Consider the following 21,767-nt stretch of genomic DNA (forward strand, 5'->3'; position numbering starts at 1 on the left):
CAAGTCGAAGATGAGAACAGTGCCGTCGTCGGCGCGTCCGGTGACACGCCACCCAGGTGCCAGGAGCACGTCTGCTGGTGGGTGAGAGATACCGCTCGGCCATTCGGGATTTCGGGGAAGTGAGGTGGGCTGGTCGATGACTCGGTAGCGCATACCGCGATGGACGAGTCGTGTTGGAAGGTCGGCGCCGTCCAACCAAACGGTGACGGGCTCACCGTGTGTTGTGAGCATGCGGCCTCCTCAGAGATTCGAAGATATGTTCGAGGATAGGCCGAGGTGTCTCAACATGCAACGTCGGGCCTGGCGCCAAATCACCGGTGGGACGCTCTGCCAATCACACGCTCCGACAGAGCGGCAGTGCCGCCGCAGTGAACGCCTGCGCCTGCTGTCCGACGAGTCGCCTGACCTCGCAAGACGCCTGAATAGCCACTTGCTCGATCGCAGCGACCGCGGCATCCAGTTCGTCGATGGTCGGCGCGGTAACGCACACGAGCCCTGTAGTCCGCAGCACCCCATGGCCGGCCGTCAGATCGGCTTCTTGCTGCAGCACGTCGTCGTACTCGGCCGTCGCGGAGGCGTCCTCGATCTGCCCGATGCGGCGGCGTTGGTGGGCGTCGCTGATGAGCTCGGTCTTCTTCTTCCGTAGGTCCCGCGCGGCCTGATCGGCCCGAACCGGCAGGTAGTGCAGCGAGACCGTCCGGAGCACCCCATTCGTGAAGACGAGCGGCGAGAGGAAGCCGGGGAACACCTGCGACCTGGGCCATGCGCTGATCCACAGGACGGCGTGGAACGCACTGTCGGAGCGAAGCCGGTCCCACGACTCGGCGACAGCGACCGGCCCGGCGGTCGCGAGGTCCCGCCCGATAGAGGGATGCCGTTCGAGTTCGACGCCGACATCCGGGTCGTAGGCGGTGCGAAGGAAGCTCGCGAGTTGGTCTGCGGATAGCCATCCATCGACGACAAGGTCGGCAGCCCGGAGCGCGCCGGTGACGGCGATCATCTCTTGGCGGAGCACGGTTGCGGCACCGCGCATGCCGCCGCCCGAGGTGCGGATCTGCCGGGCGGCGGCCCGCAAATCGAGGGAGAGGCTGATAGTGGTCGCGTGTCGCTCGCCGGCCGGGCCCGCGCGCTCGATGAGCTCGCGGTAGGTCGACGCGGCCCAGCTGTCGTCGTGGATGCCGTGCCGTTCCCACCATTCCGCGAGCCCGGTGCCGGAGTCGGGGAGAGTGCGTTCGGTGACTTGGAGGCGGGCGATGCGCCCGGAGCGGCAGGCGCCCGCGAGTACACGACCCCATCCGGTGACCCGTCGGTGTTGTTCGCCGGGGTCGAGGAGCGCGAACGCGGGGTGCGAGACCGCAACGATCGCGGTGAGGGTCTGGGCGTGCGGGTCCTGAATCATCACCGCACCGGACTCGGGGTCGTGCCACTCGCGTAGGGGTGCGGCGTCACCGGGCAGCGCGAGGGTGCCAGCCGGTCGCGGGCGGATGATTCGGCGCCGATACGTGAGCTGCCCGCGGGCGGCGCGCCACAGCCAGCTGCTGGTGATCGGTACCCATTCGACGATCTTGCGTCCGCCGATGGGGATCGCCGCGACGAATGCGGCCGTGCCCCAGATCGGGGCCGTCCACGCGATCCCGGACGCGCCCGCGGTGTACAGCGCGGTTACGAGGGTGAGCACCCGATCGCGAGCGCAACGAGCTGGGGGAGCGAGAGTCCGAGCAGGATGCCCCGCCGGGTGAGCCTCGAGAACTGAATCGGGGCGAGGGTGTATTCGGGGCGTGTGGTGTCGGTGTCCATGGTCAGACGTCCTTTCGTGCGCGGGCGGCGGCCGGCGATGCAGCATCCGGCATTGGCGCTGGCGTCGAGTGCCTTGAGGGTCCGAGAACCGGGGGCACGGCTGAGGGAGAGGATGCCCCAATGTCGCCGGCGGAATCGACGTGTGAGTCGCTGATGTTCCCGACCGCTGTGCCGACCCGTGGTCCGGCCTGCGCCGCCGCGCCTGCAACTGCCGCACCGACAGCAACGCCTGCCCCAGCGACTCCGGCTGCAGCACCCGCGCCTGCCCCAGCCCCGGCCCCGGACGCCCCCGTGCGTGCTGCCGCGCTACTCGCCGCGCCGGTGCTCGAAGCGCCGGCTGGCCCGGCGCCGCCTCCCGTGGATGGCCCGCCGGATGTCGCCGCGGCGTGCCCGCCGCGCGTGGCCCGGCCGCCCCCGCCACCGCTCTCGCTGGGCCCGAGGATCTGCTTCGCAGCATCCGTCATCGGGCCGTTGGGAACCGGGACCGGTCGGTTCAGTGCCGACTTGGCCTCCTGCTCGCTGGACATGGCGTGGTGCATATCGAGGCCGACGAAGTTGAGGAACTTGTACGTGAGATACGGGGCGAACGCGGCGATGAACATCAGCACGATCCCGGCGATCGGGTCGCTGATCGATGCGAGGTCAGCGTCGATCGGCGCAGATACCTGGGCGACCGCGACGAGGAAGATCACGACGAGGACGAGCTTGGACAGGATGAGCGCGATCACGAATGCGACCCATTTCGTGAACCACCCCTTCGCGGCATCCCACGTCGCACCGGCGAGCGCGACCGGCCCGAACACAATCGCCACCAGCAGCAGGGCCTTGCGGATCAGGAGCGAGAACCAGACGATCGCGGCCGCGCTGATTGCGAGTGCTGAGAGGAAGATCGTCACGATCGCGCCCACACCTGGTGCGCCGATGTTGATCGTCGTGAGGCCGACGGCGAGGAGCGCGATCCGGTCGCCCATCCCTTCCATCGTGTTGCCAGAGGCTTGAACGACGCCTATTGCGAGTTGGTCGGTGATCTCGAGCAGCAGGCCGGTGATCGTGACGAGGACGAACGACCCTAGCACTGACTTCGCGAGCCCGAGCGCGGCGCGGGATAAGGCGCCAGGGTCGCGGTGCACGAGTCCGGTGATCAGTTGCATGCAGAAGAAGATCAGCGCGACGAAGACCGCCACGCCGAACAGCACGTTGTAGACCGCGATGTAGCCGGGGTCGCTGAGGTCGACGAGCGTGGTCGTGTCGAAGGCGGTCCAGACCGCTTCGAACAACCAGGCTGCGGCGGCGCCCATCGCGTGCGCGAGCCAATCAAACGGCGCTGCGACGAGGGATGCGGTGCCCTCGCCCACTGCGCCGCAGACCTCTGCGATGACGGGGATGTCGCAGACGCTCATCGCGCTCGACCTTGCGTGCCTGCTCAGATCGTCTCGTCCAGGTCAGACGGTCTGGCCGACAGTCCAGAAAAAGTTGATCAGCGTGACGGACGCTCCGCAGATGACCGCCGCCGCGCAGGAGACGAGGACGCCGAGCTTGCCGCGGGCGGCGAGATGCGGGTTCGAGGAGTTCGCGCCGAAGCCCCACACGATCGCGGAGCTGATCAGCGCCAAGACGCTGAGGATGAGGCCGACCGTCATCACCGCGCCAACGATGAGGCGCAACTGCTCGATGCCGGGAAGTCCGGTGCCGTTCGGATCGATGTCGATCACTGGAAACTCCTCGATCTAGTGGGTGTGGTCGACAGGAAGGTGCGCGGCATTCGCCACGAGGCTCACCGTGCAGACGCCAGATCGATTGGCTTCTCCCGCCCGGGCCGAATTCTGCGGTGCAGATGAGCCACCTTTACCCGCGTCGCCGTCACAGGCGTTGTGCCGACCACATGCGGTTCCATGACCTCCGCCACACTTTTGCGAGCCTCATGCTCGCCGCAGGGTTCCAGCCGTGGCAGGTGTCCCGGTGGACGGGGCATGCCAACGCCTCGACTACCGATGCGATCTACGCCCACCTCTACCCCAGCGACTACGCCACGCAGATTGAGCGATTCGAGGCGTTCGTCGCGGAGGGCTAGGGTGTGTCTCCTAATTCGCGTAACCACACGACAATGGCGCTGAGGACCGCTCCACCTCGGTAGGTCAGGGCGAGTTTGTCGTAGCGAGTGGCGAGTCCTCGCCATTGCTTGAGTGTGTTGAATGAACGCTCGATGACGTTGCGGCGCTTGTAGGCCTCCTTGTCGAGGTCGACCGGGCGGCCACCGTTTCGCCCGCGACGTTTCCGGTTCGTGACCTGGTCGAGCAGTCACGCACCGAGCAGGATGGAGTTGGCAGATCGGCACCGAGCTCAACATCACCGAACAGGGAGCGGTCAAGGGCGAAGCCGAGCACGTGAAGATCATTTCCGCCGCAAGACGGGGTCGACCGGGTGCCGTTCGAGACCGTGCGACCCGCGGCGCCGGTCGCATCCCGGCCGCAGACGTGGCTCTGGACCTCTACGAGGACAACGAGAAGGGCGCTGAAGGGGCGGTCAGCCGAGCAAAACCCGAGGAATTCAGACCACTTGATCAACTCGATCTGGCACGGTTGCACCATGAGCGAGAACGTTGAGGCTGAAAACCAGGGACCACGGGCGGTAGCCGTCGTGCGTCGAGATCATGAGGTGCTGGTCATCAAGCGGCACTTCAACGGCACCGACTACGCAGTCCTGCCCGGGGGCAGTGTCGAATCAGGCGAGACCTTCGAAGAGGCGGCCTTGAGAGAACTGTGGGAAGAGAGCACCCTGCGTGCCCGGGTTGAACGGCAACTCCTGGCGGGGGAGCACAACGGGCGCGAAGCGCGCTACTTCCTCATGGCAGACGTCGTGGGAACACCCCGGCTCTCGGGTCCGGAGTTGGAGGCACACGGCCCGGACAACAGTTTCGAACTGATGTGGGCAGGACCCGATGATCTCCGTGAACTTGGCCTTCACCCCGCACACCTACAGACGGACCTACCCCTGCTCCTCGCCCTGTAGCACGAGGAAGGTGGTGGCCGCCTTGTAATCGGCACGATGGCACGCCCACAGCGGCAGAAGCGGACACCTCAGCGCTACTACACGCTGCGAATGAACATGAGCGTGGCGTCGTCGTCGATGCGGGCGTACGCACCCGGCTCGACAGGCTCATTGGCGTACATGATGCCGCGTCCGTCGGGCAGGTAACCGCGTCGCACGTAGATGCGCTGGGCGGCGCCGTAGTCGGCATACAGGCCGACGCCCAGTCCAACTTTCGTGCTGCGCGCGGCGGCTGCCTCTTCGACGGCATCGAGGAGGCGACTGCCAATGCCCCGATTGCGAAAGGTGGGCAGCACGTTGAGGTCACTGACCTCGGGGATGCCGACGTCGCGGAACGGTGGATATGCCGATGCCCAGAGCAACGTGCAGTAGCCCGCGAACTGACCGTTCAACTCAGCCACGAAGCACTGACGCGTTCCCTCGACAGCTTGCCGTGCGTATTTCTCGTACTGGTCGACGGTTTTGCTCCATCCGAGCGCCTGGAACGCCGCGGCAATCACAGGCGCATCTTCCTCACGGAGTTCCCGGATCGTGATGGCATCGGACATGAGACTGAGCCTACGCATCGCCGACAGAGGCTTCCAATCGGTGCCGCAGATGCCGGCGCGCGCCACAGCGACGACGACCTGGCCAGCATCTGGCGTCGGCGGCGCAACGTCCTGCACGACACCAACACCGGAACGTGTCGCGAGAAACGCTCTCACGAAGCAGACTCCTTCACCCCTGGGCCTCGAACACGGATGGATCTGGTCTCAGCGCCGCGTTGAGAGGCCGGTGACTCGTTCGCGGGCAGCGGTGATGGTCTGGTCGAGGAGATCAGGACGCTGGTCGTGGGCCCAGCGAACGAGGTCGACGGCGGCGAGGGTCTGCATCGCGTCGAGCTGGGGCCGCAGGGCGTCGAGGTCGACGCCGTATCCCTCGCTGAAGAACGTGAGCTCGTCATCGCGAGGGTTGTCGAGCCGATCATGGTCGCGAAGGAGGATGAGGAGATCGGTGTGCGGGACCGGCCCGGTGGCCGCCGATCCCCAGTCGATGAGCACAGGCGGTCGTCCGGGGTCAACCAGCAGATTGCGAAGGGCAAGGTCGCCATGGCTGAGCCCAAACTCGAAGGAGTGATACCTCAGTGACTCGACAATGCCCCGCACGCGTGACTGCTCTGCGCGATCGTAGACGCCGAGCTCCAGGAGGGGGTCCGCGTCATTGAGCGAGTCGACGTTGTAGTCCAGGTGCGCTCGCCATGCCGCGGGCAGATCACGGCCGAAACGGGAGAACAGTGCCTCGGGCGCGTCAGCGAGCGGAACTGTGTTGATGGTGCGGGCGTACTCGCCGAGAGTCCGCCAGAGCTCGGCGCTGCGGACGGTCTCACCATTGGCACCAGCGACAAACCTCTGGACGGAGTAGGCGACTGCGTTGACCACACCTACGCCGACAATGTCGGCAGTGGGGATGGCATGCTCCCGGGCCCGCCCTGCACACCACGCCTCTATCGCGAACTCCTCGGCCCCCACCCGATCGCGTGGGGTGCGGATCACATACCGGTCGGCCCCGCTGCCAACGATGTTGACCTTGTTGACCACGCCGGGCCACGCAGGTTCCGAGATCGGTCCGGTCGGGAGTCCGTGGATCCGCGCCACCGCTCGTACGAGGTCGGTCTGACTGGTCATCCGACATTCTAACCTCGAGATTTCATGGCGGGGCTGCGCGCGACGGTCTCGCGGACGATCACCGCCCTAGAATGGTGTTTCGTCATCAGCCCAACCACTCGGCTTCGGTTCGAACTTCTGAACGAGCTCGTTAACGAGCTTCGGGAGCAGCACTCCAGACATGTCCGCCTCGTACACCTGCCGATTAGTTTCAACGGCGAACTTGATTCGATCGAGGCTTTCCTGTTCCCACTGATCGTGGCGGAAGATCGCTGGCCAAAGCTTCCTAGTGTTGTCGAAGCTTGGAGAAGTGACAAGGGCCTCGGCCAGCGCTCGCCGGACTAGTTCCGGTGGTTTAACGGATCGCACGACCGCGCGGAAGATCTCCTCCGCCGCTCGCCACTCGCCAGTACCACGCGTCGGATCGAGCTGTATGTCCTGAACCTCTTCGAGGAAGCCGTCGACGCCTCGCTCGAACTCCAGCTTGCGCCGCAGGGTCGCAACTGGCACTCCTCGCCCAAGTGCCCATCCGACCTCTTGATCACACCATTGGCTCTTGTGGAAGTCCTCATGAAGAACGGCGACCAGTATGTGACAGCTGCTCAGGCCAGACTTGATCACTTCACGCCATTGTCGGGAGGGCGTGATGTCCTTGTGGGCGACGAAGGCGCTGATGCCGAATTTGCTCAGTGATGACTGCACCTTGCCAACCCACTCCGCGTCTTCCCACTTGTGAGAGAGGAATACTCGGATCGGCTGATTCCCCCACGGGTTGTCGTCAGACGATATTGACACCGGGGCTTGCTCGCCGCCGACCAGATAGTCGTGAAGAGACTGAAGCGTGCTATCCGTGGCCTCGGCGATGGACCACGTCAGATATCTCTTGCGGCTGGCATCATCGCGGCTCCAACTTCCGTCACCGCTAAGCCCGAACTGGTCGAGCACCAATGTCGCGTCGTCGTCCATACGCGGAAGGAGCGCGTCAATAGAGGCCTTGATCAAAGGGATGCGCTCACCGGGCTTCATGACGACATCTTGCCGCATCTCTCCGCGACGCCCCCGTACGAACGCGGGGCTACAACAAATCGAATTTCCCCGCCTGATCCGTTTCGGAGTCGATCGCGAACAACACGTCGATCGGCTTTACGAAGTCGGGCCGCGGCAGGGTGAGAGGTCGGCCTGGAGTCACGACGACCTTTCCACGAGCAATGATGGCCCGACTCTGCTTTGCCCAATCGAACGCTTCCCGAATGACGGCTTCGGTCGTCGTTATGCGAATTTCCGCGTTGCGGTTGTTGCGAATGGTTCGGATCGCGATTTCACCGAGAGGTTCGTCCGGGAGGTGCCGAATCTCCACGATCTGCCCCGACACTGACTCGTCAGCTTCGGGACGAGCGCTCTGTAGCTTCTTCTCGACCTTTGCCAAGATCGGCGCAGCCTCATCCGAGATCACTACACGCTCCGCGACACCGCCCGGTGCGCGAAGTCCGGGTGCCCACCGAAACTCCGAGTCGAACGCATGGACGCCCGAATCGAGCGAGATCGCGCGAACCGCCGACACAAGTTCCTTGCTAACGCCGCTCTGTACGAGGTGCGCGATGTCGTCCGGTCTCGGGTCTCGCGCCGGACGAACGGCAATCCTGTCCAGTGCGGTGAGTGCCATAGCGAGCGTTCGTGTGACTCGCCGCTCGGCAGGTTCGATTTCCGTCTTGTCTCCGAGCAGTTCTCCATCGGTCAACTCGGGTGGTTCGACCGGCATTATGACAGGCAGAACGAAGGAACCCTTGCGTGTGTGCGTGAGGCGCGCCTGAGCAGCGAGCTCATCGGCGGGCGGGCTGTAGTTAGATCCGATGCGCGCGCGAGGCTTCCTCGACGTGGTTGCAGCGGCTCTGATCAGCCTGCGGGCCGAGGCGAGCACAGTAGCCGCGGAATCGAGCAGCACCGCGTCATCGACGATGAATGCGTCCCCGATCCTGTACCGCTGGACGTCTTGGAACTCACGCTCGATTCCTTCTGCGACGTCGCTCGGGGACGTCCGCTCAAATCGGGCCAATCTATCTACGACCGCATCGAATGCGTCTGAACGCAGCGGGACACTGAATGGCACGGCGATGGGTGAAGAGCCATCACCTGTCCGCACGCGCCAGAGTTCTCCAACCGGGCCACCCTGACCGGCCTCCCAGCCGTGGCGCGTGAGGTAACTGACAATGTCCCGCCGGACATCGCGCTGGTTTGTCATGCCGTCACCTCCGCAGGGGTGTAGAGCTTCCGTAGGTCGTCGTGCCAGAGGGCAATGGTCGCAGCGTCGAGCCGCTGGCCACGAGGGATGCGGATTGACTTCGAAGACACAAAATCTGCGGGGTCAATCCGCACCCAGTAGGCGGCGGTCCTGACCATGTGCGTTCCGTCGTTGTCGTGATTCAACCACGCAGCACTGTCATCCGGAACGACCACAACCACGAAGTACACCGGCAAGGCAGAGGCGGCCCATTTCGCTATCCACTTCTCGTCAGCCGAGTAAGTGATCTCCGCGTCTGTCCCGTCGATCGCGTACCGCTTGGTCGTCTTCACTTGCACACGGACGTTGCTTTCCGGGTACTCCAGTAGACAGTCGACTGCAAGAACGTCTTCGCCGGGGCTCGTCTCGTAGAAGTTGCATCCGGCTTGTCCTGCAACAGCCCTCAGATACGCGACGCCATAGCGTCCCTTACGTGCATTGAGCGTCAGCGTCTGGTGCGGAGCGAGCATCTCCTTGGACCCCTTCGCTGCCATGCCCGTGATCCTATCGGGGGGACTCCAGCTTCCATCGACGCGACCGGTAGGCTCTTTAGGACGGCTACGAGGGACGCGGGGTTTTCGCGGGGTTGACACAGGCGACACTGACCGAACAGCCCAGCAAAACACTGGGGAGTCGGGGAATGACAGCACCGTTTCTCCGACTGACCTGTTCAACGCGCTCAGGTTGCTGTGGCCAGTTTCCGCAGCCTGCTGCGAAGCTCGAGTTCCGCTCGTCAAAGCCCTGAGCCGACCTCCAGTAGGAAGTTGATCCACGCCACCCCCGCACCTGCGAGCGCCGCAGCTCCGCATGCCACCCACAACCCGAGACGCGCGCGCGTCGCGATCTGGAAGTGCCCGTTCGCGGACGCCAGCGCCCACGTGATCCCGCTGATGATCATCATGAGCACAGCGACGATGAGCACGATCGCCAGCAACGCCCCTGCGATGCTCCGGAGTTCGGCGGCGCCGCCGACGGCACCGAAGTCGGGGAAGATGTCCATCTCAGGGCGTCCTTTCGGGTCGGCATGCGGCGATCGAGACATCCGCACCGGCAAGGCCGGCAGCGCCGTGCGCGGCGAGCCAGTCCATCGCGTCGACCGCGGGTGCGTTCGCGCCGCCGGGGTGGATCTCGACGTGCAGATGGGCGCCGGTCGACTTGCCGGCGGAGCCGACGTCGCCGATGTGCTGGCCGGCAGCGACGGTGTCGCCCTCGGTGACGTGGATGCCGTGGTCGTACATGTGGGCGTAGTACGACGCCACGCGTTCGCCGCTGACGGTGTGCTCGACGACGATGAGCCCGCCGTAAGTGCCGCGCTGGCCGGCGAACGTGACGATGCCGTCGGCGATCGCGAGGATCGGCGTTCCCATCGGTGCGGCGAGGTCGCTGCCCGCGTGGAATCGCAGCACGCCGGTGTACGGGTCGATCCGCGGTCCGAAACTGTCGGTGTTCGTGTAGGTGCCCGCCGGGAGGGGGAACACTATGCGTGAGGACTCGGGAACGACGGGACCGCCGGCGGTCGCAGCCGATCCGCCGTCGGACTGCATGCGAGTCAGCTCGGTGAGGATTGCCTCGGCGACCGGCTGATAGTTCTGGTACCGGTCAGGGTAGGCGCTGACCTCGACGGCCTGCGCGGCCTCGCCGGGGTCGAGCAGTTGCCACCCGGGGACGTCGAGCAGGCCGCGCGGTGATCCACCGTTCGGCCCGGATGGCCCGCCGAAGAACGCCCGCACCTGGTATTCCGGGTCCATGAGTTCGGCGACGGTTCCCCATCCGGAGGCGTGTCGCATCTGGAAGAGCCCCAGCGAGTCGTGATCCGCGCCGACGCCATCGTTCGGGAATCCGAGCGATTCGGGGTAGGCGCTCGGGTTGGCGAGCATCCGCAGGGTCGATTCTGTGAGCGCGGCCATGAGCGCGATGATCACGCCGTCGCGTCCGACACCCGCCGTACGTCCGCCCACAGTCATGATCGTCGCGGCGTGGGTGAGCTGCTGCCGGTTCAGCGCGATCGATCGGCCGTCGCGGGTCTGGGCGGTCAGCGAGTCGGGGATGTCGCCGACGAGGAGCGACCCGGACGAGCAGGAGATCGCGGTCGGGTTCATCAGCGCTGCGACGCTCAATAGGCCGACGGACGGGCCGAGGAGCAGGATGAGCGCGAGTGTGCCGAGCATCTTCTTCATCCGACGGTTCCTATTCGAGAGGCCGGTCGAGCTGCGAGATCCGCAGGAGGGTGCACGGCTCCTGGCCTGCGCAGGCGAGGAACACCGTGAACGACACACGCCGCGTGGTGCTGACGACATCGGTGCCCCAGGTGCCTTCGCGCTGGCGGATCCCCTCTACCGTGAAGGCGGATGCGCCGCGGGGGAGCTGTCCCGCCGCGGCCTGCGCGATCGCCGTCCTCCACGAGTCGGGCACGGTGACGGACTCCACCTCGAGCCACTGCCGAGTGCCGTAGTCGCTGAGCTGCTGCCACATCTCCGGCCCGGGCAGGTAACTACGGACATCGGATGCCACGGCCGCCGCCTCATCCACATCGGCGACGTCGACCAGCGCCTGCGCCCACTCGGATGGCCCGCCAGGGTGCCGCGTATCCCAAGTGAAGAGCGCCCGCGCGACGCTCCGGGCGAACCGCTCGGGCTCTGAGGACGCGAGTACTGGCTGCGGCCGTTCTGGTCTCTTATGAATATCCGACGACTCGGATGCCTCGGGCGTCGCCGTTCTCGGCGGGCTCGCGCTCGCCGGCCCGCGGAGCAGTCCGTAGACGCCGAACGCCGCGAGCATGAGTAGCACGGCACCACTCATGGCGACGGCAATGATCAACCGGCGTCGGTGTTGGAGCCGGATCCGGAACTCCATCATCGCGCCGCCGTACGCGCTCTCGCACGCAGCGCCTGCAGCGACTCTGCGAACGCGATCGTGCCGGCGAGCGTTTCTTCGAACTGCTCCCACTGCTCGTCGGTGAGCGCGACCGAGAGCTCCGCGACGTCGTATTGCGTCCACCAGGCGTGCAGGTCGCCCCAGAGGAACACGAACGCGCGAACGGGTAGTTTCGCCTCGTCGCTCGTGCTTGTCGTACGCGCGGATCCTGGACGGTGCGATCCGTTCGTTGACTTCTTCGCCGCCTTCACCCGCGCCAGCGCCTCACGCGCGAGCTGTTCGAGCTCCGCCGCACTCGCGGTCCGCTCGACCGCGTGCAACCGCGCTGCGCTCACCGAGGATGCGTGCCGCACGCCGGCTGGTCGCGAGAGATCAGCCGCGATTGCTTCGAGCTCCGCCAACGAATGGTGCGCGCTCACCCGCTGATGCGCCGACGACACAGCTCCGCCCCGGTCGATGCCATCGAGCTCCGCGACTGCGAGCGCCCGCACTGAGGCATCCGTTCTCTCGTCTCCCGCGATCTGTTGGAGGTCGCCGATCTGCTCGAGCCGCGAGTAGGAGCCATGACCCGTCACCAGGCGGGCTGCCTGCTCCCGAGAGCGGCCGACCCCTCGCGACGGTGGGGCCGAATCGGCCCCGCCGTCTGATCGGGGGTTTTCGCCGTTGGCATGGAACCGCGACGCCTCCTGCCGACGCGCCGCTTCCTCCGCGAGGAGATGCTTCAACTCTCGGTAGAGCGTGGCGGATTCGGTGGGGCTGAGCGGCTTGTGAAGGGTGTTGTCGTCCTGCTCGGCGAGGAGTTCCGTGAGTCGGTCGGAGATGCCTGCGCGAACCCAGACGTTGAGCTTGCGCACGCCGAGTTGGCGGAGAGCGGCGAGCCGGCGAGCGCCGCAGACGAGCACCCCGTCGGGTGTGACCGTGATGGGTTGCAGCAAGCCCTGTCGTTCAATTGACGCAGCGAGGGCGTCGATGTCGCCGAGGTCGGCACGGTGCCGCAAGCCGATCCGAATGGAGTCGATCGACCGCTCCAGCTCGATGTGCCCCGGCGTGCCGGTCATTCGTGCGCCTTCGGGAGGTTGTCGACGATGTCGGCGACCAGGTCGTCGTCGTGGAGCAGCGACCGCAGGTGCTCGCCGACGAGCAGCCGGAGCAGGATGCCCCTTCCCGCCGTCGTGTGCTCGTGTATGTGGTCGCTGATACCGAGGACCGCGCGGAGCATCGCAATCCACGCGCGCTGCGGAATGTCAAGCAACGCCCGTGCCTCGTAGTCCCGCCGCAGTGACTCGTACGCGGACGCACGCGACGCGGCATCCGCCAGCCGGCCGCAGATGTACTCGACGCCGCCGCGGGCGCGATCCGGCTGCCAGCCGAGCAGGGTGAACAGCGAGATCGCATCCTCGACGGCGGACTCCACTTGGCGCGGCGGTTCGGATGTCTCGGGCAGCGCGTCGACTGGATCGGTCCGAAACGCCGGGTGGTAGTCAGGGAGGGCGTGCTCGCGATCGCTGAAACGCTCGGCGTCGTGGTACGACGAAACCCGCGGTCGCCGCGCCTGGTGCACCGAACACAGGAGGCCTTGAGCACGTTCCTCGGCGATGCAGGTGACCTGCACGGCGCGGGTGACGATCGCCCACGGGTCATCTGCGCGCAGTGTCGCCGGCGCGCGCATTGCGTCGAACGCGGCTGCGGCAGCCTCCCACGGGTCGAGGCCGTGCTTGTGCGCCAGGGCCGCGTAGCGCTCGGCCGCGTACCTCATGAGCTCTGCGGCCTCGGGGTCGGTGCGCCAGCCGGTGCCGCCGTTGGATTGCAGGCGGTCGAGCAGCGTTCGCAGTCCCTCGGAATCGTGGAACGTCGCCGAAGCGGCATCCGATCGTGTACTCGAGCTCATCGCGTCACCCCCGGTCACGTAGGTGTGTGTCGGCGCGCTCATCATGGTGCGCATAGGTCACCGACGGCCAAGCCCATAGCGGCGAAGCTGTGGATGCTCGCCCCATCGCCCGAATTCGGAGAGTGGGGGGAGCCGGTCGGCGCGCTCGCGAATCGCGTGACGGGCGGTGGCGGGGGCGTGGCGCAGGCGCCCCGCGAGTTCGGCCTCGAAGTCGAGGCCGCGGCCGGCGAGGCGGCCGGTGCTCGTACTGAGCAGATCGGATGTCCGGACCCAGATGATTCCGGGGCGGTCGGCGGTATCGCGGAGCGGGCCGAGCGTGCGGCTCGGGTCGGATGTCACGCGTCGCCGTAGTGCGGAGAAGGAAGAGCTGTCGCCATCGACGGGATGCATCGCCGTCGTGTTCGTCACATTGTCGATGCCCGCTGCAACGGATGCCTCGGGGCGTGCCTTCTCGAAGTCGTCTTCATCCATCGGTCGTGCCTTCCCTCACGGTGCTGGTCTGCATGGCAGGTGTGACGACGCGGTCACGGAACCAGCGGCCGACCGTCGATGGGTGGACGCCGAGGTGCCGGGCGATCGCGGAGTTCGACCATCCGAGCGCGCGGAGCGATGAGGCATCCGCGCGGGCTGGGGCGGTGGGGGTGAGCTCGAGGTCTGGCGGGGCTGCGGTGATCGTTGCCCTGGCCGGCTGCTTCGCGCGCTCGGGCGCGGCGGCGGGCGCTGCGGCTCGGGTTGGGTCATGGCGCATGAGGACCGAGGTCAAGTGGGTGATTGCGAGCAGCACGAGTGGCGGAACGGCCGAGACGGATGCCGCGAGCAGCAGCGGCACTTCGGTCGTGTCGGCGACGATCGCGTGGATGGCGTTCGCGGCGACGGAGATGGCGGCACCGGCGATGAGGAGCATCCACGGGTACCAGGCGACGCTCGACCGCGCGAGAGCGACGGCTGCGACGGTCGCGACCACGATGATGCCATCGACGATGAGCGGCCACACCCACGACTGCGCCGCGTCGAGCCCGGACCGGCGCGCGAGGTCGCTGAGCGAGGTGAATGAGAGCCAGAATGCTCCAGCCGCGATGAAGATGGTGCCGACTACAGCGGTGATCATCGCGAGGCGGACGCCGTCGGGGCGAGGGAGAGGGTTCGAGCGGGTCAGGGCAGGCATCGCGTGTCACCTGCCCTTCGTGGTGGGGACGGGGGAGCGGACCAGGGGGTCGGCGGAGGAGTGTGGCTCGTGCTTGACGGCCGCGGTGGTCTCGCCGAGGCTTGACGGCTGGCGGATCGGATCGTGGTCGCGATCTCAGCATCCGCGAGGCCGGCGCTCGCCGCGGCCGGCGCTAGTGCGGATGCGACGGCGTCGGCTGGTAAGCCGGCTTCAGCGAGTCGGCAGGCGGCCCAGAAGAGACCGGCGTTCCGCTCTCCTTCTTGGAGGCGGCCTACCCACCCAGCGAGCCTCCTCGGGTCGAGCACTGCGGCTGTGGCCGGTTCTGCCGAGCGCGTGCTTGGTCGTGCCCGGCGCGGGTCGACGAACTCGCGGAGCGCGACGGCGTCGACGGGCTTCGCGTGAGCGGATGACACGGAGAAGAGCCGGTAAGCGACCCGGCCGCGATCCGTCGCCAGGATCGATGGCGGCGCGATCACATAGCCACCCGTTCCGCGGAAGTCGATTCGCGCGACGGCTGCCTGCCAGCAGCGCTGAGGCCGGGACCGCATCGCTGGGAAGTACACGTGCAGGCCGCCAGATGGCGTGCGAACCCGGCCGAGTTCGCCGTCAACGAGTCCCGCCGTGGCGGCGCGCTCGAACGCGGGGAAGCCCGATCCCGCGACTCCCTTCGCATCGACATCGACGACGTCGATCCCGGAGGCGCTGCCAGTCGGAATGCCAAGGTTCGCGTCGGGCCAACGAGCCCACCACGTCTCGACTTGGTCGACGTCGCAGCTGGCATCGTGGAATCCGGCCGCGGTCAGGGGGCGCTTCTGCTCGCGGGCGCACGGGAAGACCGGGACGCCGGCACGGGCGAATGCGATCGCCGCGTTGCGCGTCGGCATGCGGTTCGTGGTCAACAGCAACTTTGCGATGTCCATCAGAGGCTCCGCGCTTCGAGCGATTCCGGCTGCCGCTCGGGCGACGTGGTGGTGGCCGTCGCGGTGACGTGCTGGGCGGGTGCGGACCGATCGAGTCCAGGAGGATCCCCGGCGCCGCTCTGGGTGGTGGGGAGCTGGTCGAGTATCGCGGCGGCGGTTCGTCGCACACGCTCACCGGTCTCCTGAACCACCTCGATCGGCTCCTTCGCGTGCACCGAGTTCGCCCATGACGACACGTACGGGATCGTGTAGTCGCTCGTGTCCATCCCGTGCGCGGCGCCGATCATCAACGCGACCGACTCTGCCTCGACCTCGCCGATCCCGCGATGCGAGGAGGCGTCGCTTTCGGGCTCGTGCATCCGGATGTGCGCGAGCTCGTGCGCCAAGGTCTTCACGCGGGCAGCGGTATCCATGTTGCCGCGCACCATGACCGCGCGCGCACCGAAATCAGTGACGCCGTTCGCCCCGCGCAGCTCCGAGACATTCGTCACCATCGACAGGCTGAAGCCCTCGTCGCGAGCGATCGCGGCGAGCCCATCCCAGAGTCCCGGCGGAGCCTCGCCGTGGAGCAGGCTCGGCCGCGGCAGTTCGGGGATTGGACTGCCGTCGGTCTGCGAGACATCCCACACGTATGCCGGCCGTACTCCCACCATTCGCGGGCGTACGATCTCGCCGGCACGCGGGCGCTCGCTCCGCTCGAGCCGGCGCCACGAGTCCGCATCCATTGGCGACGAGGTTGCGAACCGCGCGGTGAGCGGCGCGATGATCATGTACCCGCGCTGTCCGGCGATTACTCGGCGGCCGAGTGTCTGCCACTGCTTGAAGCCGGCGACGTACGTCGGCATTGGGTCGGGGACGCGTCCCTGCCGGTAGGCGGCCTCGTGCTGCCACCAGATCAGCAGTGTGTTGTTGAAGGATCGCGTGCGGAATCGGGCGGCGAACTCGAGGGCGCGCTTCCACTCGTCGCCGGTGACCAGCGTCTCGACGGACGCGACGAGGTGCTCGTGCAGCTCGACGAGCTTCGCTTCGCGGTCGTGATGCGGTTGCGGTTTCGTCGACACGGCGACCACCCTTCGGAACGACTACCCCGCGCGAGTGATGCGCGGCTGACGCATAGGTGTGCCCGGCTGCGCACGGTTGCTCCGAGCGCAGGTGAGCGGCATGGATGGCAGAGCCCGCGCGTGATCAACAGCACGGACACCGCGGGAGTTCTGAACTCGCTCGCGACCTCCCTCGTTGAGCATGCTCAAAGTGCAATTCACCTCGTTCATAGCACGCGATTTGAGCATGCGCAACGCTTGCGTTGATCATGCCCAATGGATAGATTGAGCATGCCCAACAACCGAACTCCGAGCGACACAGATCAGCGATACCAGACCTATCCCGAGGGTGATGGTGATCCGAGACATGAACGAAGACGAGAGCAAAGCAGCCGCAGAGGACCTTGCGAAGCGCCTCAGGCTCCTCCTCGATGTCGCGATCGCTGAATCGGGGTCGGAGCCCACGTACTCGCAGATCGCCGCGTACCTCGAAGAGCGCGGAACAAACCTGTCGCGATCCCGCTGGACGTATATGGTGAACGGCCACCGATATGTCCAGGACCGCGCGTTGTTCGACGGGCTCGCCGCCTTCTTCGACGTCGACACCGAATTCCTTATGGGCGCTGAGGGTGCGACAGCTCCGGCGAGGGTGAGCGCACAGCTTGATCTCGTTCGCTCGATGCGCGCCGCTCGAGTGAAGTCGTACGCCGCTCGCACGCTCGGAGACATCTCGCCGAACGCGCTCCAGGCGATTAGCAGGTTCCTCGACGAGGAGATCACGAAGACGTAGCCGGGGGCGCGAATGCGCCGAGGGCGATGGGAACCCTACAACCATCCCGAGGGAGGTGACGACCCGTGAACAGCCAGGCGGCCGTGTCAGCGGCATTCAGCGAACTCGCCCTGGGGGACGCCTTCACATTCGACGCGCTGGTCGGCGCCGTGCAGTCCCGGCGCGGGCGCCGCCTGCGGATTGTCGAACTCTCCGGACTCAGTGACCACGACGGGCTTTGCGCGATCTGGCTCAAGACCGATGCCGAGGATCTGGTGCTCCACGCACACAGCGAATCGGCGCTGCATCGACAGCAGTTCGTGCTGCACGAGCTCGCGCACATGATCTTCGATCACGGTGAGGACGATGATTCCGCGGAACCCGATTTCCTACTGCCAGACATCCCGCCCGGGATCCGGCAGCGCCTACTCCGGCGACAGGATCTGGACACCGCCGATGAGATTCTGGCGGAATCGCTCGCGGACCAGTTGGCCGCTGCGATCCGCGGGTCGGCGATGCACGAGTCGCGGTTCCTGGAGATCTTCGGGTGATTCCGGTCCTCGTCTCCGCTCTGATGTGGCTGCTGCTTGCATGCCTGCTCATCCTGCGCCGGGGACGGGGGGAGCGCAGCATTACCTACGCAGCGCTCATCATCGCGATCGCGATGACCTTGAACATCGACTCGATCTATGTCGCGCTCGACGGACGTGTCGGCGGAGCCAACCTTGTGACCCTCCTCGCCGATCTCTCCCTCACGGTCGGCGTGTTCTTCCTCGGTCGCGGCGTCATGAAGGCATCCGATCACCAGCCGCGATCCGTACAGCTTGCACTCGGGACACCCGCGCTCGCGACCGCGCTGGTGTGTGCGATCGTCGCGTTCTTCCTCATCGATCGGGGCTCCACCACCACAACCTTCATGCTCGACCTCGGATATCAGTCGGCGGCAGCCGCCTACTCGATGATTCACTTCGCGTACTACGCGATCGTGCTCACGGCGATGGCAGTGCTCGCGGCCAGGCAGCTGCGAGTCAACCGGGGCGTCCAACTTCTGCCGCCTGCCTCGTTGGTCCTCGGTAGCGTCTTCGGCGTCGCGCTCACCGGCGTCGTCATCACGATGGATGTCGCGCACGTGGCCGGGAACCTCCACCTGATGGCTGCGGTCTCGGTCGCGTACGGCCCGCTGTACCTGCTCACGTTTATGTTCCTCTGCCTCGGGTTCGCCGGACAGCCGGTGGCCCGAAGCCTGCAGGCGCGGTCTCGCGAACGGACAACGCGTACACTGACGCGCCAGCTCGAACCTCTGTGGGCTCGAGCAATCGCGGTGCGACCCGGTATCAGCCAAAGGGAGGATGCTTCATTCCACGCCGACGACGGCGAAACAGTGCTGCATCGCAAGGTCGTCGAGATCCGCGACGCGACGATCGACACGCGGGTGGCGTTCGAAGTGAATGAGGTGGAGCGGGAGCTGGTGGAGCGGGCAGAACGGCATCTGCTCCCAGCCGGTCCGGGTGCTGCTGCATCGGCGGCACACGGGCACCCGCGTGTCGCGTGGGGGCACCAGAAGCGATGAGAGCAGGGTGGGGAGTAGCGGGCGCAGTGGCCTCGGTCGGCGTCGCGCTCGGAGGCTTGGGCTTCGGTATCGCGAGGCGCCTCACCACTCCCGTGGGCGGTCGAAGGTACGACCTCACCATTCGTGGGGTGGATCACTCGGGGGAGCGGCCGATCGTTACGCTCGATCGCACGCCGCAAACAGCAGCGCCCGGTCGCTACTGCCTTCTGCTCGAGAACGGGGGCTGGGTTCAGCTGTCGAGCGAAGTCGAGGACCTCGGTCCGGGGCTCGTCGGCCGCGGCGTGTTGGGCGAGACCCGCGCGGGTCTGCATGTCGGCGAACGCGCGTCCTGGAGCGGGATCTACTTCTCGAGCCCGAAAGATGCCGGGCTCGAGGCTTCAGACGTCGCCATCCCGACGGATGCCGGCCCGGCTCCCGCCTGGCTCATTCGCCCTCGAACTGGCTCTTCGACGACGTGGGCCATCCACATTCACGGTCTCGGAAGCGCCCGTGCCGGCACGCTCCGCGGCGTGCAGGTCGCCGCCGAGACCGGGCTCACGTCACTCGTGGTGACCCACCGGAATGACGGCGAGGGCCCGACAACTGGTTCAGGACGGTCGACGCTCGGCGCCACCGAAGTCGACGACGTGCGGGCCGCCCTGCACTACGCGCTTGCACATGGCGCGAGACGAGTCATCCTCTTCGGATGGTCGATGGGCGCGGCCATTTCGCTGCAACTCGGCGCAGAGCCTGGGCTTCGCGGTATCGTCGCCGGGCTCGTTCTCGAATCGCCGGTGCTTGACTGGGTCTCGACGATCAAGGCGAACTGCGTGAGATCGGGATTGCCCGCGTGGACCGGCGCGCTCGCCGTGCCGTGGCTAGACAACCGGCAGCTGTCACGCATCACTGGTCTCAGCGCGACCGTCGGGCTGCGCCGCTTCGATTGGATCACGCGTGCCGATGAACTCGCCGCCCCGACGCTCATCCTCCACGGATGCGCTGATACGTCCGCGTCGATCGGGGTAGCAGCGCGGCTCCGAGATCGCAGACCCGATCTCGTTCAGCTCGAGCGTTTTGATGCTGACCACACTATGACCTGGAACTCCGACCCCGAGCGTTGGCGGGCATCCGTGACTACCTTGCTGGATGAGCACGTCGGATAGTGATCTGCCGCAGCCGGGGTTCGGTGCAGAACGGCTTGACACCGGCAGAGGAGGCCGCCCCGCTGCAACAACGTGGAAGAACGACCGGTGACGACCGTTGGTCTTGCTTCGAGTTCAAGTAGTTCAGGCGTTTGCAAATACCCGGGAGGCCGCCCGAATTGACGCGGTGTCGAATTGGACACATCAATGAGTCCTTAGATCGGTGTTCCCCGAGAGCGAGGGCGCTCACCCGGCACCGGTGAGTGGATGTGCACCTGCCGCGAACGTCCCCATTTCGGTTGAGTTACATCTCCGCGCCGTCGCGATTTCGGAGTTTTATCGGCGTTCGAGTGTCAGCCTTAACCTGGGCCCGGCCACGAGTCAGCACAGAGGAATAGCGGTTCATGTGGCCCTCGAAAGCGGGGGTGGAGATTCGTGCCGAGTACGCGGCCACACGCCCGGCCGCCACTAGCCTTGTCGTCAGAGTGTGAGGTGGCATGATGCAGGCACCGGCCGGTTGGTACGCGGACCCGTACGACCCGAAGACTTTTCGGTACTGGGACGGCGCGGCCTGGACCGGGCATGTCGCACCTCGACATGTTCCACAGCAACTGCAGATCGGCGAACGGCAAGCCGAACGGAACGACCAGAAGGAAGCGGCCGCACTCGCGAAGGTTGCGAAACGTGATGAGAAAGCGGCTTCCAGGACCGCTGCCGTGGAAGCGCGCCAACAGCAAGTGAGTGAGTGGCAGGCTGCCCAGGAAGCGGCGAAGGCCCAGAAGCAAGCCTATGCCAACGCAGCCAAAGCCCAGAGGCAGGCGGAGCTTGAGGCAACTGAAGAGTCCGCCCTTGCGTACTGGGCCGATGTGAGGTTCGTCGGCGAGAAGGTCTCCGCGAAAGCAAAGCAAACTATTCGGGCGCACGGTCAGGAGTCCGAGCAGCCCTGGCTGATGGTGGGAAGTGGAACCGCCGGCGTCCTCGCAGCATTCCATGATCGCGTGATGATCGTCAAAACCGGAACGATGACTTCCTTCATGGCCGGTGCGTTCCTCGGCGGACGTATTACTACATTTCCTCTCGTTGACATCACGTCGATCGAGTTCAACGGTCAATGGCTCACTGGCGTGCTCGAGATCTTGACCCCGAGTTACCAAGGGACCGCGAATAAGGACTACTGGCGAGGTACGAACCGCAGTCGAAATGCGGACTCCAATGACCCTTGGACGCTTTCGAACACCCTTCCGCTGTTGAAGGTGGTTTACCAGCAGGCGTTGCCGGAAATCAACGAGCTTCGTAAGCGAATTGTCGAGTCGAAGAAGACACAAGTCATCGTTCAAAGCACGCGAAGCGTCTCGGTCGCTGATGAGTTGCGGAAGCTCGCTGAACTCCACCGGGAAGGCATCCTCGACGACGCCGAGTACGCAACGGCGAAGGGCAACCTCATTGCTGGCGGTTGAACCGCTCCGCTCGCCAACATCCCCGGGCCTATTGGCGCGGCTGCACGCTTGCGATCGCGCCACACCAGGTACGGCCAACCAACGACAGCGGAGATCACGATCCGGGACCTAGATCGAACCGTGCAGGACATCCGCCGTGACGTGAGGGCAGACCGTGCTTGCGCCCGTAAGCCGGTCCCCCACCGGGACGCTGGATG

At 66.0% G+C, this 21,767-nt stretch carries 23 protein-coding genes and 2 pseudogenes; 7 read left to right on the forward strand and 18 right to left on the reverse strand.

From position 1 onward, the window contains the following. Positions 1 to 334 precede the first annotated feature (334 nt). The 3 genes and pseudogenes from QFZ29_RS07275 to QFZ29_RS07285 form a co-directional block, all read right to left on the reverse strand. Positions 335 to 1,797: pseudogene (locus QFZ29_RS07275) on the reverse strand (SCO6880 family protein). A gap of 2 nt (positions 1,798 to 1,799) precedes the next feature. Continuing rightward, complete coding sequence (locus QFZ29_RS07280; RefSeq protein WP_306893518.1) at positions 1,800 to 3,197, reverse strand: conjugal transfer protein TrbL; 1,398 nt, start codon at positions 3,195 to 3,197, stop codon at positions 1,800 to 1,802. Positions 3,198 to 3,239: 42 nt separating this feature from the next. Next, on the reverse strand, positions 3,240 to 3,509 hold the full coding sequence (locus QFZ29_RS07285) for a DUF6112 family protein (protein WP_306893519.1): 270 nt from the start codon (positions 3,507 to 3,509) through the stop codon (positions 3,240 to 3,242). 170 nt (positions 3,510 to 3,679) lie between these two features. On the opposite strand from QFZ29_RS07285, the gene QFZ29_RS07290 reads away from it, so the two are divergent. Further along, positions 3,680 to 3,868, forward strand: a complete 189-nt coding sequence (locus QFZ29_RS07290; RefSeq protein ID WP_306893520.1) for a tyrosine-type recombinase/integrase — start codon at positions 3,680 to 3,682, stop codon at positions 3,866 to 3,868. Here the strand turns inward: QFZ29_RS07290 and QFZ29_RS07295 are convergent. After that, positions 3,865 to 4,089, reverse strand: a pseudogene (locus QFZ29_RS07295) (transposase); the annotation flags it as partial. The gene QFZ29_RS07290 and the pseudogene QFZ29_RS07295 sit on opposite strands and share 4 nt — an antisense overlap. A 294-nt stretch (positions 4,090 to 4,383) precedes the next feature. Between QFZ29_RS07295 and QFZ29_RS07300 the strand changes: the two are divergent. After that, entirely contained in the window at positions 4,384 to 4,806 is a 423-nt protein-coding gene (locus QFZ29_RS07300) for an NUDIX domain-containing protein (protein WP_306893521.1), read from the forward strand. A gap of 77 nt (positions 4,807 to 4,883) precedes the next feature. On the opposite strand, the gene QFZ29_RS07305 is transcribed toward QFZ29_RS07300, so the two are convergent. From QFZ29_RS07305 to QFZ29_RS07370, 14 genes are all read right to left on the reverse strand, one after another. Further along, positions 4,884 to 5,393 carry a GNAT family N-acetyltransferase gene (locus tag QFZ29_RS07305; RefSeq protein WP_306893522.1) on the reverse strand — a complete coding sequence of 170 codons (510 nt, stop codon included), beginning with the start codon at positions 5,391 to 5,393 and terminating at the stop codon, positions 4,884 to 4,886. A gap of 204 nt (positions 5,394 to 5,597) precedes the next feature. Then, positions 5,598 to 6,509 (reverse strand): aminoglycoside phosphotransferase family protein, encoded by a 912-nt coding sequence (locus QFZ29_RS07310; protein WP_306893523.1) that lies wholly within the window; start codon positions 6,507 to 6,509, stop codon positions 5,598 to 5,600. Positions 6,510 to 6,575: 66 nt separating this feature from the next. Continuing rightward, a complete protein-coding gene (locus QFZ29_RS07315) occupies positions 6,576 to 7,514 on the reverse strand; it encodes a toll/interleukin-1 receptor domain-containing protein (protein ID WP_306893524.1) in 939 nt (312 codons plus the stop codon). A 49-nt stretch (positions 7,515 to 7,563) separates the two neighbouring features. Then, complete coding sequence (locus tag QFZ29_RS07320) at positions 7,564 to 8,727, reverse strand: hypothetical protein (protein WP_306893525.1); 1,164 nt, start codon at positions 8,725 to 8,727, stop codon at positions 7,564 to 7,566. Beyond that, complete coding sequence (locus tag QFZ29_RS07325) at positions 8,724 to 9,260, reverse strand: DUF4365 domain-containing protein (RefSeq protein WP_306893526.1); 537 nt, start codon at positions 9,258 to 9,260, stop codon at positions 8,724 to 8,726. Before QFZ29_RS07325 ends, QFZ29_RS07320 begins: the two co-directional genes overlap by 4 nt. Positions 9,261 to 9,499: 239 nt before the next feature. Next, positions 9,500 to 9,766, reverse strand: a complete 267-nt coding sequence (locus QFZ29_RS07330) for a DUF6112 family protein (protein ID WP_306893527.1) — start codon at positions 9,764 to 9,766, stop codon at positions 9,500 to 9,502. Between the two features lies 1 nt (position 9,767). Further along, a complete protein-coding gene (locus QFZ29_RS07335; protein WP_306893528.1) occupies positions 9,768 to 10,943 on the reverse strand; it encodes a M23 family metallopeptidase in 1,176 nt (391 codons plus the stop codon). A 10-nt stretch (positions 10,944 to 10,953) separates the two neighbouring features. Continuing rightward, positions 10,954 to 11,565 carry a hypothetical protein gene (locus tag QFZ29_RS07340; protein ID WP_306893529.1) on the reverse strand — a complete coding sequence of 204 codons (612 nt, stop codon included), beginning with the start codon at positions 11,563 to 11,565 and terminating at the stop codon, positions 10,954 to 10,956. A gap of 53 nt (positions 11,566 to 11,618) precedes the next feature. After that, positions 11,619 to 12,698: a ParB/RepB/Spo0J family partition protein gene (locus QFZ29_RS07345; RefSeq protein ID WP_306893530.1), complete on the reverse strand. Its 1,080-nt coding sequence runs from the start codon at positions 12,696 to 12,698 to the stop codon at positions 11,619 to 11,621. Then, on the reverse strand, positions 12,695 to 13,528 hold the full coding sequence (locus QFZ29_RS07350) for a hypothetical protein (RefSeq protein WP_306893531.1): 834 nt from the start codon (positions 13,526 to 13,528) through the stop codon (positions 12,695 to 12,697). Before QFZ29_RS07350 ends, QFZ29_RS07345 begins: the two co-directional genes overlap by 4 nt. Positions 13,529 to 13,585: 57 nt before the next feature. Further along, complete coding sequence (locus tag QFZ29_RS07355) at positions 13,586 to 13,999, reverse strand: hypothetical protein (protein ID WP_306893532.1); 414 nt, start codon at positions 13,997 to 13,999, stop codon at positions 13,586 to 13,588. Then, positions 13,992 to 14,693, reverse strand: coding sequence for a DUF2637 domain-containing protein (locus QFZ29_RS07360; RefSeq protein WP_306893533.1), 702 nt, complete (start codon positions 14,691 to 14,693; stop codon positions 13,992 to 13,994). Before QFZ29_RS07360 ends, QFZ29_RS07355 begins: the two co-directional genes overlap by 8 nt. After that, entirely contained in the window at positions 14,681 to 15,613 is a 933-nt protein-coding gene (locus QFZ29_RS07365) for a bifunctional DNA primase/polymerase (protein WP_306893534.1), read from the reverse strand. Before QFZ29_RS07365 ends, QFZ29_RS07360 begins: the two co-directional genes overlap by 13 nt. Beyond that, entirely contained in the window at positions 15,613 to 16,674 is a 1,062-nt protein-coding gene (locus QFZ29_RS07370) for an ArdC family protein (RefSeq protein WP_306893535.1), read from the reverse strand. Before QFZ29_RS07370 ends, QFZ29_RS07365 begins: the two co-directional genes overlap by 1 nt. Positions 16,675 to 17,005: 331 nt before the next feature. On the opposite strand from QFZ29_RS07370, the gene QFZ29_RS07375 reads away from it, so the two are divergent. From QFZ29_RS07375 to QFZ29_RS07395, 5 genes are all read left to right on the forward strand, one after another. Next, positions 17,006 to 17,443 carry a hypothetical protein gene (locus QFZ29_RS07375; RefSeq protein ID WP_306893536.1) on the forward strand — a complete coding sequence of 146 codons (438 nt, stop codon included), beginning with the start codon at positions 17,006 to 17,008 and terminating at the stop codon, positions 17,441 to 17,443. Positions 17,444 to 17,508: 65 nt separating this feature from the next. After that, entirely contained in the window at positions 17,509 to 17,973 is a 465-nt protein-coding gene (locus tag QFZ29_RS07380) for a hypothetical protein (protein ID WP_306893537.1), read from the forward strand. After that, positions 17,970 to 18,992, forward strand: coding sequence for a DUF6545 domain-containing protein (locus QFZ29_RS07385; protein ID WP_306893538.1), 1,023 nt, complete (start codon positions 17,970 to 17,972; stop codon positions 18,990 to 18,992). Before QFZ29_RS07380 ends, QFZ29_RS07385 begins: the two co-directional genes overlap by 4 nt. A 128-nt stretch (positions 18,993 to 19,120) precedes the next feature. After that, positions 19,121 to 20,134, forward strand: coding sequence for an alpha/beta hydrolase family protein (locus QFZ29_RS07390; RefSeq protein WP_306893539.1), 1,014 nt, complete (start codon positions 19,121 to 19,123; stop codon positions 20,132 to 20,134). Positions 20,135 to 20,610: 476 nt separating this feature from the next. Further along, complete coding sequence (locus tag QFZ29_RS07395; protein WP_306893540.1) at positions 20,611 to 21,570, forward strand: DUF2510 domain-containing protein; 960 nt, start codon at positions 20,611 to 20,613, stop codon at positions 21,568 to 21,570. Positions 21,571 to 21,767: the final 197 nt, after the last annotated feature.

The organism is Agromyces albus (assembly GCF_030815405.1).
Taxonomy (GTDB): Bacteria; Actinomycetota; Actinomycetes; order Actinomycetales; family Microbacteriaceae; genus Agromyces; species Agromyces albus_A.

Excerpts from the sequence above, each read along its gene's own strand:
- QFZ29_RS07280 (WP_306893518.1), bottom strand. The coding sequence starts at position 3,197 with ATGAGCGTCTGCGACATCCCCGTCATCGCAGAGGTCTGCGGCGCAGTG.
- QFZ29_RS07290 (WP_306893520.1), top strand. The coding sequence starts at position 3,680 with ATGCGGTTCCATGACCTCCGCCACACTTTTGCGAGCCTCATGCTCGCC.
- QFZ29_RS07300 (WP_306893521.1), top strand. The coding sequence starts at position 4,384 with ATGAGCGAGAACGTTGAGGCTGAAAACCAGGGACCACGGGCGGTAGCC.
- QFZ29_RS07305 (WP_306893522.1), bottom strand. The coding sequence starts at position 5,393 with ATGTCCGATGCCATCACGATCCGGGAACTCCGTGAGGAAGATGCGCCT.
- QFZ29_RS07310 (WP_306893523.1), bottom strand. The coding sequence starts at position 6,509 with ATGACCAGTCAGACCGACCTCGTACGAGCGGTGGCGCGGATCCACGGA.
- QFZ29_RS07315 (WP_306893524.1), bottom strand. The coding sequence starts at position 7,514 with ATGAAGCCCGGTGAGCGCATCCCTTTGATCAAGGCCTCTATTGACGCG.
- QFZ29_RS07320 (WP_306893525.1), bottom strand. The coding sequence starts at position 8,727 with ATGACAAACCAGCGCGATGTCCGGCGGGACATTGTCAGTTACCTCACG.
- QFZ29_RS07325 (WP_306893526.1), bottom strand. The coding sequence starts at position 9,260 with ATGGCAGCGAAGGGGTCCAAGGAGATGCTCGCTCCGCACCAGACGCTG.
- QFZ29_RS07330 (WP_306893527.1), bottom strand. The coding sequence starts at position 9,766 with ATGGACATCTTCCCCGACTTCGGTGCCGTCGGCGGCGCCGCCGAACTC.
- QFZ29_RS07335 (WP_306893528.1), bottom strand. The coding sequence starts at position 10,943 with ATGAAGAAGATGCTCGGCACACTCGCGCTCATCCTGCTCCTCGGCCCG.
- QFZ29_RS07340 (WP_306893529.1), bottom strand. The coding sequence starts at position 11,565 with ATGAGTGGTGCCGTGCTACTCATGCTCGCGGCGTTCGGCGTCTACGGA.
- QFZ29_RS07345 (WP_306893530.1), bottom strand. The coding sequence starts at position 12,698 with ATGACCGGCACGCCGGGGCACATCGAGCTGGAGCGGTCGATCGACTCC.
- QFZ29_RS07350 (WP_306893531.1), bottom strand. The coding sequence starts at position 13,528 with ATGAGCTCGAGTACACGATCGGATGCCGCTTCGGCGACGTTCCACGAT.
- QFZ29_RS07355 (WP_306893532.1), bottom strand. The coding sequence starts at position 13,999 with ATGGATGAAGACGACTTCGAGAAGGCACGCCCCGAGGCATCCGTTGCA.
- QFZ29_RS07360 (WP_306893533.1), bottom strand. The coding sequence starts at position 14,693 with ATGCCTGCCCTGACCCGCTCGAACCCTCTCCCTCGCCCCGACGGCGTC.
- QFZ29_RS07365 (WP_306893534.1), bottom strand. The coding sequence starts at position 15,613 with ATGGACATCGCAAAGTTGCTGTTGACCACGAACCGCATGCCGACGCGC.
- QFZ29_RS07375 (WP_306893536.1), top strand. The coding sequence starts at position 17,006 with ATGGTGATCCGAGACATGAACGAAGACGAGAGCAAAGCAGCCGCAGAG.
- QFZ29_RS07395 (WP_306893540.1), top strand. The coding sequence starts at position 20,611 with ATGATGCAGGCACCGGCCGGTTGGTACGCGGACCCGTACGACCCGAAG.